The sequence below is a fragment of the Rhizobium laguerreae genome (assembly GCF_002008165.1).
GTDB classification, from domain to species: domain Bacteria; phylum Pseudomonadota; class Alphaproteobacteria; order Rhizobiales; family Rhizobiaceae; genus Rhizobium; species Rhizobium laguerreae.
Genome location: NZ_MRDM01000030.1, coordinates 17,454 through 32,322, shown reverse-complemented (window position 1 = coordinate 32,322; position 14,869 = coordinate 17,454). Strand labels below are relative to the sequence as shown.

Below are 14,869 nucleotides of genomic sequence, written 5' to 3'. Positions count from 1 at the left end.
GCGTGAGGGGTAGTAGAAACGACGGTATTCGGCGCGTAACGGCGGTGCCCGCGAGACGCGCTGCGCAATAGCTGCTGATAGTGGACGACGTCTCGGCGAAGGTCGGCTATAGGTGAGCTCGCTACTCCTAGCCAAAAGTAGGTTAGGGTTGCGGCCATCCTTTGAAATCGGGAGCTAGCCGTTATTGGTGGAGCTTCATATTCAGCCCCGACCAGCCTGGCGATGGCACAGCTTCTACGATTCCGCGAAACGCGTCGCGGCGAAAGAGCAAGTCCGATTTACCAGCCAAATCGGATGCCTTAACAATTCGCCCATCAGCGAGGTGCACAGGTAGACCGGCCGTCACGTAGCATCCCGCTTCAACAATGCAATTGTCTCCTAACGAAATGCCGACACCAGCGTTGGCACCTACTAAACAGTTCCGACCGATATTTACGATCTGCTTGCCGCCACCAGACGTCGTTCCCATGAGCGATGCCCCGCCACCGATATGCGATCCCTCCCCTACGGTGACACCCAGGCTAAGCCGACCTTCAACCGCTGTCGCTCCAAGTGTCGAAGATCCCGTATTGCAAAAGCCGCCACCTAGGACATTCGTCCCATTCGCCAAATAAGCACCTAAGCGGACGTTCTCACTGTTCATGATTTTGACCCCACAAGGCACCACATAATCTGTCATACGTGGAAACGGCCACACACCTCCTATCGTGACCTCCCTCCCATCTAACCATGCATTATGTCTCAGTCCCTCTACGCGTTCCGGCAAGCAAGGCCCCAACGAGGTCCAAGCCACGTTGACGAAAAAGTCGAGCACGCCTGCGAGATTCACTTGACCAGGTGTTGCGACACGAGAACTCAGAAGGTGAAGGCGAAGATACACGTCGCAGAGACTTACCGATTGCTCTTGAAGGTCGCGTATGGTGGTTTGTATCGGGATGATATGAACATCGCGTCTGTCGTCATATCGGGTAATGCCGAAAACGGATCGACCAAGGAATTGCGAAAGGTCATTTTCGTCAACGCGCTCAGTCAAAGTCTGATCGACGTCGTCAAGCCCTATTTTTAAGTATCGAGCCTCTATGAACCGGCCGTTGGCATCCACCGTTGCCAAGCCCATCGCGGTCACCCCTCTAAGGGCGTTTTTGTTGTGGTCTTGATGTAACATCAGTAAGGTCCTTGGAAAGGGAAACGTCAGAACATCCACGTCTACGTTCCGGCCGCTGCAAGCGTTACAGAAACGGCTTTTCGGGATAGCAAAGTTCGAATTGAACTGGTGGCGTGAATACCCCGCTGGCCGGCATCGGCGTGAGATACGCGCTTAGCACCGTCATATTTCCAAGGTGCCGGATGTCGGAGGCAACAGGGAGCCGGATAAGAATTTCAAGAGTTAACCTTTGACTATTTCCACATTGACGCTGCCGAGATGCATAAGGCGAAGGGCATCTCTTCCAAGCCTTGGACTGACTTCCAGATCCGCCTTGCGAACTGCGGAAGGTTTCGCGGTCCCACCGCCAGATGCAGCTTGCGCCGGTCGCGGCGTGATCTGGCGACGCCATGTTTCTCCTCAAGCCACTACCCGGAGCCGTAGACTTTTAACCCCGCGTTGCCGACCAGCACATGCAGCGGGCCGTGGCACTGGAACCTTAACTTGGCATTCAACGGCGTTCGATCTTCACGCGCGATATCGAACAAGACGTGCTCCCGCCCGCGGCCGAACTGAGGGTGACGGTGGTGCCATACTCCCCGCTTGGGCGCGGCATGCTGACCGGCCTGGCTTTCGCAACATCTCTGACCGACACCGATGCGCGCCAGCATTTCCCAAGGTTCACAGCCGAGTACCTTGCGGCAAACATGCTGCTCGTCGCAAAGATCAACATCGCGTTCGCACGGGGCGTTTCGGCTGCGCAAATTGCGCTTGCCTGGCATTATGTTCAAAGTTGCAAGCTTAAGGTGAAAACGGTGCCGATTCCGGGAAGGCGGAAGTGCAGCGGTCTCTTGGAACACGTCGCGGCGGAGTCCATGATACTTACCGCGCAGGAGATGAAAGCACTCGCGCCACTCGCCTCCCTATAGACGCCTGGCCACCAGCGTCGCCGGCGGCGGCGCTACAATCTCTCCGAACGGCCGCTTCCGCCCAAAGGTGACTTCGGTGTGTTGTATCCGAGTAACTCCACGGCATTAGCTCGTGGACCCGGCTCTGCTTGTGGCCATTGACGATGGAGGTGAGCGTGGCGCTCAGGTAGCGGAGAGCTTCGGCGAGTTCGGATCATCCGGAGACCAGAGGCGTCGCTTGACAGTTTTTCCGTAGTCATACTTTGGATCGATCGTGCGACGCAGCATGGTTGACGATCATCGGCAGAAACTCGCCGATAATGATACGATTGAATAGTGGGGCGTCTTCCAACGGGCCGAAATGCGCGAGTTCCACCACTTCCAAAAGCTTCTTTTGCGGAGCATGGATGGTTTCGAAAAATTCTCGAGCGGCGGGGGTCGGCGTAAACAGGTCAAAGGCACCACCGACCATTAACACCGGGCACTGTATGGCCACGCCAGCGGCGCGGACGACGAACTGCGGCAGCTCCGCAAGTGCGATGTCAAGGCATGCGGATTGCGCCTTGCTGTTCGCTAGTGTCAGAAGGTCGCGCCAACGACAATCGGGCGAGACGAAAGCCAACCAGAGCAGTTTGAGCATCACACTTTGTTTGCGATAGTGCCCGAAGCCAAGCTTCACTTCCGCCGCCCTGACCGCGCTGAGCGAGGCGTGGCTCAGCGAGTTACCCGCCGGGTAATTGGGAAAGCGGTTCAACGAGGTGATAAGCGCGGCGGCACCGCGACGTCGTGCTTCTGCCAGAACAGTCTCGTACCCATAGCGCTCGGCGGCGAGAAAGTCCGACACCTGCCCGATGGCAAGGTAGCCGGCGAACAGCTCCGGCGCAGCCTGGAGCATCCGAATTGCGACCGCGGTTCCCCAGCTATGACCGACTAGACCGATTGGTCGACCTGGGAAGCGTTGCTGCAGCTGGCGGACCAGATCTACCCCGTCTTCGGCGAAGTCGTTGAGTACCAGTCCCGTCTCGATACCGTTCGCGCACAAGGTTTTGCCCGTAAGGCGCTGGTCCCAATGGACTATGGTGAAATGTCTCTCCCACTCGGATTGGAAGGCATGACCGAACGGCATCGCCGGCATTCCAGGGCCGCCATGAACGTAGAGTAGTAGCGGGTTTGCCTCATTCCACCCGCGTAGCTGAACCGCTTGGGTGATGCCACCAATCGACCAGAGCGTGGTCTCATTGAGGCACCTCGGCCCTCGCAGGCGGTGTTTCCAAGCTACGCGACTCTGCAGTGCCAGACGCAGGAGCGGGACTAATCCTGCGAGCAGAAGGAAGATAAGCAGAACCGTCACTGGCGTGCCCCGCGAGTGAACGCGTCTGGCTCAACTTCGACGATTGCCTGTTGGAAGATGGAGTTTGTCACCGTTTGCATCTTTCTGTTATTCTTCACTCCTCTTGCGATAGCGTTTTGTACCTGCCGGCGTCGTCTGCCATGACGATCTCGTACTCCCGAAGTAACTTTTGCTTCGCTCACGTCAATTTCGCAGGAACACGGGTTTTGTTACATGCACTTAGAAATTTCGCGATTGCTGAGCAGTTAGGTGACACCTGGTGATTGCTGGGAACTGCGCTCGCCAGCGAACGCCACTACACGATGTTGAATTCCGGTTTTTGATTGTTGCGGTAATTGTTGAGGGCGAGATGTGGGGCCTTGTTGGGGAGGGCACTGTTATCTCAACTTTGGCGTAATCTCAGCTGGTGATAATGCCTGATGCTTGTTAACCGCGCCTCGCTCTATCATCGCCATCGTTTTCCCCCGCCGAGATCATCGCGGAAGCGGTCTGGCTTTACTTTCGATTTCCGCTGAGCCTTTCGCATGGTTGAAGACATGCTGGCTTACAGAGGGATTGGCGTCTCGCACAAGACGGTGCGCGAACGGGCAGAAAAGTTCGGACGAGACTCAGATCCGTCGTCGCACGCCGCGCCTTGGTGACAAATGGCAGCTGGATGAAGTTGTCTTAACGATCAAGGCAAACGGCATTTTCTTTGGCGTGCCTTTGATCAGGATGGCTTCGTGCTTGAGGTTCTTGTCAGAAAACGCCGCGATACGAAAGCTGCCAGCCCGAGCAGCTTGAGATCGAGAGGCTGCGTAAAGAAGTCGCCAAGCTGAAGGCGGATCGGGACATCCTAAAAGGGCCGCCGCCTACTTTGCGAAGGACGTGATATGAAGTTCGCGTTCATTGCAATGCACCGTTCGATCTGGCCGGTGGCATGGCTCTGCGAAGCGCTGGGTGTGTCACGTTCCGGCTTTGATGCCTGGTCACATCGGTCTCCGAGCCAGCACGCCCGGTATGATGAGGCTCTGCTCGACAAGATCAAGGACGGTTTCAAGGATAGCGACCGCCCCTACGGCGCACGGCGTGTCTGGCATGACCTCCTCGCCGAAGGATTTTCCTGTGGTCTGACATCGCGTCGAGCGTCTCATGCGCAACAATGCAATGAGAGCAAAGCCGCGAAGGCGCGGCTTGGCGGAAGACGGCGGCGAGCGCCCGGTCATCATGCCGAATGTGCTGGACCGGCAGTTCGCGGTAGCAAGGCCGAACCAGAAGTGGGTGGCCGATTTTACCATGGACGGCTGAGGGCTGGCTCTATGTAGCTGCCATCATCGAGCTGTTCTCGTGCCGTGTCGTCGGCTGGTCGATGAACGCCAACATGACGGCCCAGCTCGTCACAGATGCGCTGATCATGGCCATCCGGCGCCGAGGCAAGCCGGATGCGCTCCTCCACCATTCGGACCAGGGTAGCCAATACACCGGCGAGCAGTTCCAGCGCCTGATGGCCGATCACGGCATCACCTGCTCGATGAGCCGCTCTGGAATGTCTGGGACAATGCCGCGATGGAAAGCTTCTTCTCATCACTCAAATCGGAAAGGACAGCTCGCAAGGTCTACAGAACCAGCGACGATGCAATAGCAGACGTGTTCGACTACATCGAGCGCTTCTACAATCCGAAGCGCCGGCATTCGACACTGGGCTATCTCAGCCAGGTGGAATTTGAAAACATAGTGGGGTTTAGCTTAACTCAGTATCCGAAAGCAGCAGGCCAGAGCGAGCGTTGCGCGGCTTCGCTCTCGGCGGGAAAACGAGGCTGTTGACAGGTTCCGATCGCAAGGATGTGACAAACACTTGCTCGTCAACGTTCTCGATGATTGCTAATTGTCGTCGCTCCCGTTGACATGACTTTCCGGCAACTCGGGACACGACGGCAGCGTCTTACGCGCATTTATAGACCATGCCGCGCCGCTGTTGCCCAAGCTGACCGTTACGGTCGAGAGTGCCAGCTCCGCCATTCGTTTAGGAAAATACACTGATTGGCTGGATTACGGTTGGGTCAAAGAACCTCGACGGAACGCTATTTGCAAGCCGCTGGTTCGTGATCTGGAAATAAATTTTTGGCCCGATGTAACGGCGGCGTATCGGTGCTCGTAATGTCCGTTGATGTCGATTTTAACTTGGGCCGGTTCACGGCTCCATTGTGGAGGGCTGTTAATGGCCGACAGGAAACGTATCGCGCTCGTCACCGGTGGCAACAAGGGCATTGGACTCGAAATTGCTCGCCAGCTCGCAGAGGCAGGCAACCTGGTCATTATCGGCTCACGTAGTTCGGTACGCGGACAAACTGCTGTCGAAGACCTCCGCTCTTGTGGACTAGAAGCAGAAACTATTGTGATCGACATGAATGATCATGCGGGCATTGCAACAGCGGCCCAGACCATCCGTCTGCAACACGGACACCTCGATATCCTGATCAACAACGCCGGGATGGGAGATGCCGAGGATGGGCCGCCAACTTCGTCGCCAATCGAAGCGGTTAAACGATGGACACGAACTTTGTGGGCCCCTTGGCAGTGACGCAAGATATGCTCCCGCTTCTGCGTAAAGCAACGGCAGCCAGGATCGTTAACGTATCCAGTCACTGCGGGTCTTCTCGGTTACAACGCCTCCAAAGCCGCACTCAACATGATGACCGTGCAGCTTGCCGAAGAACTGCGCGACACGTCGATCGTCGTGAACGCGGTCTGTCCTGGATGCGTGAAAACCGAACTCAATGGCCACAGCGGGAATCTTACGCCAGCAGAAGGTGCAAGGCTGCCGGTCGGATATGCGCTCCTTGGTGAGGGTGTGGTCTCCGGCCGATTTGTCGAGGCTGGCGCTGAAGTCCCTTGGTAGGCTGTCGAGCGCCGGAGACCTATCGATTAAAACGAGCAGTGAGAGAAAAAGGGGAGATTCGCAGCGGCAGAGATCCTCAACCCATCGGGAGTTTAGATAATCGATGAGCTATCGCACGCCGGCAAGGTCGGTATTCATCAATCCCACACTCTGCGCTCTTGGAGCGTTATTCATCAAAGGAATTAAACATGGGAACATCCTCAATCTTCGCTGCGGCGAGAGACGGAATGCGCACGATATCTGGACCTCTCTTGGACTTGTCTCTAAGCAGGGGCAAAAGTCAATCTTACGCCGTCATACGCAGTATCGCGCCGGTTGGCATCGTTGTCCCGCTTCATGGTCATGATGAGCCGGAGACCATGGTCGTCGTTGAAGGAGTTCTCGAGGCCTGGCTCGATGGCGCATGGAACAGGTACAAGAAAGGCGAGGTCATCGACATTGCGTCAAATGTTCCACACGCACTCCGCAACTCGGGACACGAAGAGGTCGCGCTGGTGTTGGTGACGACGCCCCGCATGGCCCGGTTCTTTGACGAGATCAGTGTGTCTCAGGCGCAGGCCGATGTCACTCCTGAACGACTGGCGCACATAGCGAAGATCGCAGCCGCTTACGGTTTCTGGAGTGCAAGCCCGGAGCAGCAGGCTGCAATCGGAATTGTTCTTCCCGAGTAAGGCAACGCGGGGTGCGACTCTCCAGCTACCGCCTGACTGCGGCGGCTGGCGTGTCGGCATTCGGTTGGTTCTAAGCGCAGGTTTATGGCAAAAATTGAGCGTGACGGGATCGGAAACCCAGTAAAAAAACCACGTGCCCCAAGCACTTAAGTGCGCGCTACTTCATAGACGCGGCTGCGCATGCCGACGCTCTATGCGGCACACCCTTGATTTGCGTTAGAGAAGTTCAGACACGCAGAGTGAAACTTTGCCCACTCCCTCGGCGACAAGGGCGAGGCCATCGCCCTGCGGTACGTTTTAGAATGGCCGTTATAAAACTGTTGATCGGAAGATCGCAGCATGGCAGTCTTCCCATCCAATAACGGACTGCCGCCTCAACTCTCGTTCGCGCATACCAAACTTTTCGGGAAAATGCCGAGTTTCAATCCAACAAATTAGCGGGCGGTTCAGAGAAAGGAAATTTTGGATGCAAAAATCGGCCCGGGAAAAAGAATGGGCAGAGATGATGCGGGCGGCGGTGGCGGGCAACACGCAGGCCTACCGCAACGTACTCGCTGCCATGACCCCGCATCTCCGCGTGATGGCACGCAGACGCTGCGATCAGTTCGGTATTCCGGCCAGCGAGGCTGAAGACGCGGTCCAGGAAGTCCTTTTGACGATCCATTTGAAGCGAGGCAGCTGGGACGTGGATCGCCCAATTGGACCATGGTTATCGACGATCGTGCGCAACAAACTGATTGATTTTCTTCGCAAGCGCGGCAAGCATGTGGTCATCCCGATACACTACGTCGCCGCGACGCTTGGCATGGGGGACGGGTCGGAAATCAGCGACCGCCTCGATGTGGAGAAAATCCTCCATGGACTGAAACACCCGCAGCGGACGATCGTCCGCTCCATTTCCATCGAAGGGGCCAGTGTGCGGGAGACGGCCGCACAGCTGAACATGTCCGAGGTGGCTGTGCGTGTGTCATTGCATCGTGCGCTCAAGGCGCTCTCGGCCGTCTATCGGAGCGACCATGAAAACGAGTGAACTAATCGATCTTCTGGTGAAGGATCTTCGCCCGGAGCCGACGTTGAACCAGCTGCTCGCCCACGCCTCGATCGCCGGCACTTTGATTGCCGGGATCGCCTTCTTTTCGCAGCTGGGCTTTCGGAACGATGTCGGCGATGCAATGGGCAGTGGCCGATTTCTCTTCAAGTTCGTGGTGACTTCGACGCTTGCCGCATCGTCTGCCGCGATGTTCTTCAGGATGGGCAAGCCCGGCGTTTCGCTCGGGACGGTCAGGCCGATGCTGCTCCTGTCACCTGCGTTGCTAATTGTCGCGGCGCTGCTGGAGCTGTCGGTGACGCCCACTGAAACCTGGATCGCCCGCGCGGTCGGGCAAGATGCGCTGAACTGTTTGACAACCATCCCCCTCCTATCTGTCGGCCCGCTTGCTTGCTTGCTTTACGGCATGCGGCGGGGTGCTCCGGGCAAGCCAGGTATCGCTGGAATGATCGCGGGACTTGCTGCAGCGGGAATTTCGGCGACTTTTTATGCATCCAATGGCGATGAAGACAGCCCGCTCTTCGTTCTTTTATGGTATCCCATCGCAGTCGCGATAGTTGCGCTCGCCGGATATCTTCTCGGCCGCCGGCTACTGCGTTGGTGATAAGTGCTTTGGCTAAGTGGAGTAAACGACGTGAAGACCGATGATCTGATTGATCTCCTGGCAGAGGACGCGCCGGTAAGGCTTCGCCTTAGCCGAGCGCTTGGGGTCGCGCTGGCAATCAGTGTGCCGCTCTCTGCCGCCATCCTTGTCGCGACCATCGGCATTCGGCCTGATCTGGGGGACGCGCTTCAGACCGCCCGGGTCATCTTCAAGATCGCCGTAACGCTGATCTTGGCCGTGACCGCGTCCAGTCTCGTCTTCAATGTTGGGAAGCCCGGAGTGGCCCTTTCGCCCTATCTGAAAGCGCTTCTCATACCCCTCTGCCTGCTCATGCTCGGGGTCGTCGCCGAACTTTTCGTTCTTCCATCGAGCTTATGGGAGGAGAGCATGGTGGGAGACTACGCAAATTACTGCCTGTTTTTCATCCCCTTGCTCTCGCTGGCACCCTTTGTCGTCCTTCTCTGGGCGTTGAGGGGCGGCGCACCCGAGAAACCAGGCTTTGCAGGGGCTGCGGCGGGACTGGCGGCGGGCGGCCTGGGTGCTGCCATCTATGCCTGGCATTGCCCCGACGATAGCCCTCTCTTCGTGGCGTGTTGGTATATCATCGCAATCGCCTTCGTCACGCTTTGCGGATATTTTGCGGGCAGACGCTGGCTCACCTGGTAGAGGATTGCGGGCTCTTCAGCTGTGACGTGCCTCTGCCAAATCAGGCATTTGGAACTGGAATTTTCCACAGAAGGTCCGCCTCTTACGTTGCCGAAGGCTTCGCCAGCATCTTGCTCGCGGTGCGGCGCAAACAAGTTGCTGGTGGGCAACACGCCTCCCAGGTGCTCACCGGCTCTAAGGACCTGGCTGTCAATCGGCGTCCAAAAATTTGTCCGCACCTCCAAGGGGTGAATTTTGGATGCTGATTGACAAACATCACTCTGGCACATTGCAATGCCGTCGGGAGGGGGCATCCACTCCATCAGCTCTCAGCGCAAATCAACAGCACGGGCATGCGCGCTAGCCCAGGTGGGAGGTACATGACTTCGAGGGGATCGAGCCGAGGCAAATGCCCGAAGCGTTCACGCTTGAGGCGATGTCTTACCTGCAATGGCGAGCAAGACAGGTGACGCAATTTCAACGATGCTGTCGACGGTATAGTCCTCGATGATCGCCAGAACGGCATCATCAACTTTCTGGCGATCCGCGTCATTCAACGCCGCATAGGGGGCCATGTAGGTGTGGAGCTCCCGCATCGCATCGAGGTAGGCACGTCCGCCATATCCTTTCCAGATAGTCTCGAACTCTACGACCTTGATATCTGTGAATCCGGCAGATTGCATCGCCGTCGCAACCCGCGCCGGATCGGCCAATGTCACAAAAGCATCGGAGGCGGGAGGGGGCGGACTATCGGGGAATATGGTTCGCAACGCCTTCGCCATCACCATGAATGGCCCTCCTCCCGGTAGCGTTTTCCAGCTCGCTATGCATGCTTTGCCGCCGGACCGCAGTACCCTGTGCATTTCGCTCAGCCCCTTTTCCCAATCACGAAAAAGGCTGATCCCCAAGATTGAGAACGTAAGGTCGAATGAGTTGTCCGGCAGGCGTAGGTCTTCGCCGTTCATGACATGCGCTGACGCAAAGGGAAACGGCGCGAGACGATCCGATAGCAATCTGACCATGCCAGGAGCGATATCGACAGCAACTACGCTGGCGCCACTAAAAGCTGCGGGGACGCTGAGAGCTCCAGCGCCTGCACCTATGTCGAGAATTCGGGATTGGAAGGGGACCGGCTCCATCAATCGAAGGGCTTCGACCGCAATCGGCGCTGTAACCCGGGCGCCGGTCAGTTCGTAGACCCGCGCAAACTCGTCGCTCATGTAGTCGATGGCTGGCGCACTTACCTGCCAGTTCGGTGTGTTTGATGTGTCGGGGTAGGTCGCCATAGTTCGCTTAAATCCTCACGTCCTGTCTTTGATGACGACAGCCTTAAGCCTGGTGCGGGGGATGGTATTGTACATCCTTGCACAGGCTCGACATTCTTCCGCGTCGATCCGAAACGTTAGCCGGCGAGCTGGGTTGGCGTGGCGCCGTATACCCGCTTGATCCACTTTGTCATGTGGCTTTGGTCACTGAAGCCTGTGGCCGCGGATATCTCGGCCAGCGACACCTTACGAGCCTGGATCATCGCTCGTGCCGTCTCCAGTCTGCGGCGAATGACGTACTTGTAAGGACTGATGCCCATGGTCGACTGGAAAAGGCGTGCAAACTGAAATCGTCCACAGCTTACGATTTCCGCAAGGCTATCCAGACTAAGCGTTTCATCCAAGTTTGCGCGAATGAAGCTATCTAGATGATTGATGCTATTTAAGTCCAACTGCTCGCAATTGGGCGGAGGGCTTTGGTCCAGATGTTGTCGCACCAGATGCGCAAGAAGAGCATCCGTCGCTGCGTTCCAGAATAGCGTGCCGTTCGGATGACCAGCGGCAGCTTCCGCCTTCAGCACGTGAGCAACGTGCGCAATGAAACCATCTCGCCCGTTGAGCTGCTCGATCAAGCCGGCGTTGTGGCCGAGCAGATCGCTCGTTGCAAGCGCCAGGCACTCTGGTGAAATCCGTAAAACAATTCCGGACATCGAGCCGCCGAAAGCGGTGGAGTGACAGGCCTGCACGGGGCAAAGGCAAAGCGATCCCGGTGTAATGTGATGTCGGAGACGTGTGCCGTCGATCATATGTTCTACCGATGTCGGCAACGAGCAACCGATACCGATCATATGATGTGTCGCCACGCCGCTCGTAAACGTGCCTTTTCTGAAACTTACTCGTGCGACAGCAATGCCGTATTCCGACGTCGGAGCTGACGCGCTGAGGACCTTGATCTCTTCGCCGACCTGGAGCATCGCGAATGCTTCCTCCTTCGTGCCCGCGGGCCGGGCGGGAAGCGCGATGGATGATTTCCTGTGTCTAGAACTCACACTCTATCTCCTTCTGCAGTCGAATAGTTGCGCAAGCAGCGCACGTGCCACAGCGCTGCCTTGCTTATGGGTTACATGGGCAGGGAGGGCATGCAGGCGCTGATGTGTTGGAATGTAAATTGTCACTTTCCTGTTGCATCACCCGCTACTCTTTGCCTCTGAGCTTCTGATTGATCAGGTCTGAGTGTCCCAAAATCCGGTGCCTTAATCTCTTTACGCTTGTCGAGGCCGGAATGTTACCGTACGCCGCCGACCTGATCGGCCTTTCAAACTGATCAGGGCAGTTAGACATCGCTCAGAGACAATCACAGGGTTGACGCTCGAAAAGAATAAGCGGTTCTCCCTGCCAACACTTCGCGATGAAGGAGGGGGGCTTTGATGCCGGCAAAGAGAAGGCTGACCATGAGACATTTGCGACAAATGCTGCGGCTTGCGACAAGCGGCACCAGCTCGCGTGAGATTGCCGTCGTGTTGGAATCGCGCGTAGCACGGTGCGGGATAATCTGCAGCGCGCAGCGGCGGTTGGTGTTGTAGAAACAGGCAGAAGCCCTGACCGTCCCATCACAGAAGCTTGATCCCATCCGCCCGTTTTCCGCGGAGGCCGAAGATCGCACCGGAACCAGGCGCCTCTTTGATCACCGCTTCCACCATCGCCGACAGCCCGTCAATGCCACGCCGCATTCGGTCACACCGCAGGCCAGATAAACTCGCACATTGCCAGAAGGCCCGATCATGCTGCCTCCACACAAGCGATCAACGACGCCAGCACCCCGAGATCCAAGTCCGCGGCAATCCTGAGCAAGCGGCCGTTCCTGAGAACGATTTCGACGTCTTTGCACGGCCCGACACCGCTCCTCTTCGAGCCGTTGCTGGGATTCTCCGAGGAGCCAATAATCGAAGCCCGGACAAGCGATGCCTTCTGAGCAGAGCCCATGTCGGGTGGCGAGAGCTTTTTTCGCCAAGCGTAGGTAGACGCGGATTAGTCAAAAGATGCCGCGAGTCCCGTGCTATTCAACGATCACAGCCTATCAAGCGGAGCGAAACATGCTTAAGACGGACACCCGCCAGGCCAACTGGCGACGGGCCAATCCCGGCAAATACGAAGCCCATCTCGCGGTTCATTGAGCCCTAAAGGCAGGCGAGATTGATAGGAAAACTTGTGAAGTTTGCGGTGTCGAATCCGCCGACGCCCCTCACGATCAATACGAGGAGCCGTTGATGGTCCGATGGTTGTGCCGCCGCCATCACACCCGGCTCCATCAATACGGCGAAGACATGTTTCCAGTCAGGGAATGCCATTGAGCGAACATCTCTCTATCCCTCGAGTTAGCGCGCGTCAGCGAGCGACAAGATCGTGAATCAGGTCGCGGATCCATTGCTGACCCCGGTGCCCGTGCGTCCGCTCATGCCATATGAGCTCTACCTGGAACCGTTCCGGAAGCCACGGTACGTCTATCCATGCGACCTCAGCCAAGCGATCCCGCATCAGACGGCGCGGCACCAGTGCGACAAGGTCGCTGCTGCCGACAATGCTCGGAACCACAAGGAAAGAGGCGGCAGACGCGACAGTGACGCGGGAGTGACCGAGTGCCTCCAGGGTGACGTCCACCGGCGTGGAAAATACTCCGCCAGAAGGCGAGACGATCACCTGTTCAAGCCGGGCGAACCCGGCTGCAGTCGCCCCTTCCGCGATCCGTGGGTGCCCGGGACGGCCGATCAGAATATAGCTTTCCTCAAACAGGTGCCGTGTACGCAGGTGAGCCTGCCCGGCATCCGGTGTGGCGATGGCCAGATCGACATCGCCATCTCCCAGTTGCTGCGCTAACCTTGTCGGCGAAAGGCGGTGCACCGCCAGGCGTATCTTCGGAGCTTTCCGCGCAGCGCCGCGATCAGGGGTGCTACCACCACAGTTTCGACGTAGTCGGTGCAGGCGATCGAGATGGTCAGCTCGGCTGTGGCGGGGGAAAAGCTGTCGTGGCTCTGGAGGGTTCCGCGGAGCTGATCCAGCGAGGCGCGGAGCGGTCCGATCAGCTCGAGCGCCTTGGCGGTCGGCACCATGCCACGATGCGCCGGCACGAGCAGGGGATCCTTGAACAGGTCGCGAAGGCGGTTCAGTTGCGCGCTGAGCGCCGGCTGGCTCATATGTAGCCGGGCTGCGGCCATTGTGACGTTGCGCTCGACCAGCAGAGCTTCGAGCTGACGAGGAGGTTGAGATCGATGCGCTTCATATCCATGGCATGGATAGTAGCGCATAAATCAATCGATTTCACATATGGCTTATCGACTGCGATCTATCCCCAGGAAATCGGCCATTCCGGGCTGCTCCGCAAATTTGGAGATCCGCATGTCAACTGACGCAAAGCCTACCATTGTCGTCGCAGGCAGCCTGAGCAAGCAGGGCCGGAGCGTGACGGAGTCGTTGTTGGGGAGTGGACGGTATCACGTTCGTGCCCTGACAAGTCGTACAGACTCGCCTGCGGCCCTCAAGCTGGCCGAGCGGGGTGCTGAGCTCATTCCCGTGCCGCTTGCGATCAACCACAGGAGCGATTTTGTGAAAGCGTTTCGGGGAGCGCAGGGCGCCTTCCTGATGACCCCAGTCGTCGCCCCGCCGGCAACCTACGAGTTCGATATCGGTAGGGATCTCGCGGACGCCGCCGTCGAGGCGGGTGTCGAGCACATCGTCTTCAGCACGCTGGAAAACGTCGATGAGATCACCGGAGGATCGAAGTTCGCGCCGCATTTCACGGACAAGGCGCGCGTCGCGGCTTATATCCAGGGTCTTCCTGTTCGCAGCTCATTCGTCGAGCTCGCGTTCTTCTACACCAACCTTCTCGAATACTATACGCCACGCAAGGACGGCGACACGTTCGTCTTTCCCATTTATCTGCCGGAGCATTTCCGAGCACCCTTTGTCGATCCGCTGACGGCGACGGGGCCAGCCGTTCTGGAAATCTTCGACCACCCCGAAACCTATGCCGGGCAAACGCTACCGATCATCGGGGACGTTCTATCACCGGCCGAGATGATCGAGACCTTCAAGCGCGTCACGGGCCGGAAGGCTATGTATGCATCCGCCTACTCCTCTGATGAGTTGGTTCGTCATTTTCCGGAGTTCGGTGAAAATCCCGAGCTCGTTCGAGAAAACATCGGCATGGCGGAATACGCGGTCGAATACGGATACTTCCGGAATGACCGGGATCTCTCATGGAGCAGGCAGATCAATCCCTCCAGTCTCACCTGGGAGCAGTTCCTGATCAAGACCGGTTGGGACGGCGAAAAAAGGGCTTTTGGCCTCAGCTAGTAAAC

13 protein-coding genes and 5 pseudogenes are annotated in these 14,869 nt (G+C 57.5%); 10 read left to right on the top strand and 8 right to left on the bottom strand.

Annotated elements, in window-relative coordinates:
• Window positions 1–181 precede the first annotated feature (181 nt).
• Window positions 182–1,165, bottom strand: coding sequence for a DapH/DapD/GlmU-related protein (locus tag BS630_RS29965; RefSeq protein WP_077980734.1), 984 nt, complete (start codon window positions 1,163–1,165; stop codon window positions 182–184).
• 488 nt (window positions 1,166–1,653) lie between these two features.
• Here BS630_RS29965 and BS630_RS29960 point away from each other — a divergent pair, with 488 nt between their 5' ends.
• Window positions 1,654–2,073: an aldo/keto reductase gene (locus BS630_RS29960; RefSeq protein ID WP_077980309.1), complete on the top strand. Its 420-nt coding sequence runs from the start codon at window positions 1,654–1,656 to the stop codon at window positions 2,071–2,073.
• A gap of 82 nt (window positions 2,074–2,155) precedes the next feature.
• Here BS630_RS29960 and BS630_RS38765 read toward each other — a convergent pair.
• Together BS630_RS38765 and BS630_RS29955 are read right to left on the bottom strand one after the other, a co-directional pair.
• Window positions 2,156–2,254: pseudogene (locus BS630_RS38765) on the bottom strand (transposase domain-containing protein); the annotation flags it as partial.
• A gap of 54 nt (window positions 2,255–2,308) precedes the next feature.
• Entirely contained in the window at window positions 2,309–3,403 is a 1,095-nt protein-coding gene (locus BS630_RS29955) for an alpha/beta fold hydrolase (RefSeq protein WP_077980308.1), read from the bottom strand.
• Window positions 3,404–3,822: 419 nt separating this feature from the next.
• Here BS630_RS29955 and BS630_RS29950 point away from each other — a divergent pair.
• From BS630_RS29950 to BS630_RS29910, 7 genes and pseudogenes are all read left to right on the top strand, one after another.
• Window positions 3,823–4,170, top strand: a pseudogene (locus BS630_RS29950) (IS6 family transposase); the annotation flags it as partial.
• Window positions 4,170–5,110 (top strand): annotated as a pseudogene (locus BS630_RS36825) (IS3 family transposase); the annotation flags it as partial. The pseudogenes BS630_RS29950 and BS630_RS36825, both read left to right, overlap by 1 nt.
• Before the next feature lie 439 nt (window positions 5,111–5,549).
• Window positions 5,550–6,281, top strand: a pseudogene (locus tag BS630_RS29930) (SDR family NAD(P)-dependent oxidoreductase).
• Window positions 6,282–6,469: 188 nt separating this feature from the next.
• A complete protein-coding gene (locus BS630_RS38275) occupies window positions 6,470–6,952 on the top strand; it encodes a cupin domain-containing protein (RefSeq protein WP_077980305.1) in 483 nt (160 codons plus the stop codon).
• A gap of 466 nt (window positions 6,953–7,418) precedes the next feature.
• A complete protein-coding gene (locus tag BS630_RS29920; protein ID WP_077980304.1) occupies window positions 7,419–7,982 on the top strand; it encodes a sigma-70 family RNA polymerase sigma factor in 564 nt (187 codons plus the stop codon).
• On the top strand, window positions 7,969–8,604 hold the full coding sequence (locus tag BS630_RS29915; RefSeq protein WP_077980303.1) for an NrsF family protein: 636 nt from the start codon (window positions 7,969–7,971) through the stop codon (window positions 8,602–8,604). Before BS630_RS29920 ends, BS630_RS29915 begins: the two co-directional genes overlap by 14 nt.
• A gap of 30 nt (window positions 8,605–8,634) precedes the next feature.
• Window positions 8,635–9,270 carry an NrsF family protein gene (locus tag BS630_RS29910; protein ID WP_077980302.1) on the top strand — a complete coding sequence of 212 codons (636 nt, stop codon included), beginning with the start codon at window positions 8,635–8,637 and terminating at the stop codon, window positions 9,268–9,270.
• Window positions 9,271–9,671: 401 nt separating this feature from the next.
• On the opposite strand, the gene BS630_RS29905 is transcribed toward BS630_RS29910, so the two are convergent.
• The 3 genes from BS630_RS29905 to tnpB form a co-directional block, all read right to left on the bottom strand.
• Window positions 9,672–10,535: a class I SAM-dependent methyltransferase gene (locus tag BS630_RS29905; protein WP_077980301.1), complete on the bottom strand. Its 864-nt coding sequence runs from the start codon at window positions 10,533–10,535 to the stop codon at window positions 9,672–9,674.
• Window positions 10,536–10,651: 116 nt separating this feature from the next.
• Window positions 10,652–11,488 (bottom strand): helix-turn-helix transcriptional regulator, encoded by an 837-nt coding sequence (locus BS630_RS29900; protein WP_077980300.1) that lies wholly within the window; start codon window positions 11,486–11,488, stop codon window positions 10,652–10,654.
• Window positions 11,489–12,124: 636 nt separating this feature from the next.
• Window positions 12,125–12,244, bottom strand: coding sequence for an IS66 family insertion sequence element accessory protein TnpB (tnpB, locus tag BS630_RS29895; protein WP_077980299.1), 120 nt, complete (start codon window positions 12,242–12,244; stop codon window positions 12,125–12,127).
• 363 nt (window positions 12,245–12,607) lie between these two features.
• Between tnpB and BS630_RS38270 the strand changes: the two are divergent.
• Window positions 12,608–12,865: pseudogene (locus tag BS630_RS38270) on the top strand (hypothetical protein).
• Window positions 12,866–12,899: 34 nt separating this feature from the next.
• Here the strand turns inward: BS630_RS38270 and BS630_RS38265 are convergent.
• Together BS630_RS38265 and BS630_RS38260 are read right to left on the bottom strand one after the other, a co-directional pair.
• Window positions 12,900–13,412 (bottom strand): LysR substrate-binding domain-containing protein, encoded by a 513-nt coding sequence (locus BS630_RS38265; RefSeq protein ID WP_245310538.1) that lies wholly within the window; start codon window positions 13,410–13,412, stop codon window positions 12,900–12,902.
• Window positions 13,385–13,816, bottom strand: a complete 432-nt coding sequence (locus BS630_RS38260; protein WP_245310537.1) for a LysR family transcriptional regulator — start codon at window positions 13,814–13,816, stop codon at window positions 13,385–13,387. The genes BS630_RS38265 and BS630_RS38260 overlap by 28 nt, the downstream gene beginning before the upstream one ends.
• A 91-nt stretch (window positions 13,817–13,907) precedes the next feature.
• Here BS630_RS38260 and BS630_RS29875 point away from each other — a divergent pair, with 91 nt between their 5' ends.
• Window positions 13,908–14,864, top strand: coding sequence for an NmrA/HSCARG family protein (locus BS630_RS29875; protein WP_077980297.1), 957 nt, complete (start codon window positions 13,908–13,910; stop codon window positions 14,862–14,864).
• Window positions 14,865–14,869 lie beyond the last annotated feature (5 nt).

Bases quoted from the DNA above. Each gene is read 5' to 3' on its own strand.
- BS630_RS29915 (WP_077980303.1), top strand. From the start codon at position 7,969: ATGAAAACGAGTGAACTAATCGATCTTCTGGTGAAGGATCTTCGCCCG.
- BS630_RS29900 (WP_077980300.1), bottom strand. From the start codon at position 11,488: ATGCTCCAGGTCGGCGAAGAGATCAAGGTCCTCAGCGCGTCAGCTCCG.
- tnpB (WP_077980299.1), bottom strand. From the start codon at position 12,244: ATGCGGCGTGGCATTGACGGGCTGTCGGCGATGGTGGAAGCGGTGATC.
- BS630_RS29920 (WP_077980304.1), top strand. From the start codon at position 7,419: ATGCAAAAATCGGCCCGGGAAAAAGAATGGGCAGAGATGATGCGGGCG.
- BS630_RS38275 (WP_077980305.1), top strand. From the start codon at position 6,470: ATGGGAACATCCTCAATCTTCGCTGCGGCGAGAGACGGAATGCGCACG.
- BS630_RS29965 (WP_077980734.1), bottom strand. From the start codon at position 1,165: ATGTTACATCAAGACCACAACAAAAACGCCCTTAGAGGGGTGACCGCG.
- BS630_RS29905 (WP_077980301.1), bottom strand. From the start codon at position 10,535: ATGGCGACCTACCCCGACACATCAAACACACCGAACTGGCAGGTAAGT.
- BS630_RS29875 (WP_077980297.1), top strand. From the start codon at position 13,908: ATGTCAACTGACGCAAAGCCTACCATTGTCGTCGCAGGCAGCCTGAGC.
- BS630_RS38260 (WP_245310537.1), bottom strand. From the start codon at position 13,816: ATGCGCTACTATCCATGCCATGGATATGAAGCGCATCGATCTCAACCT.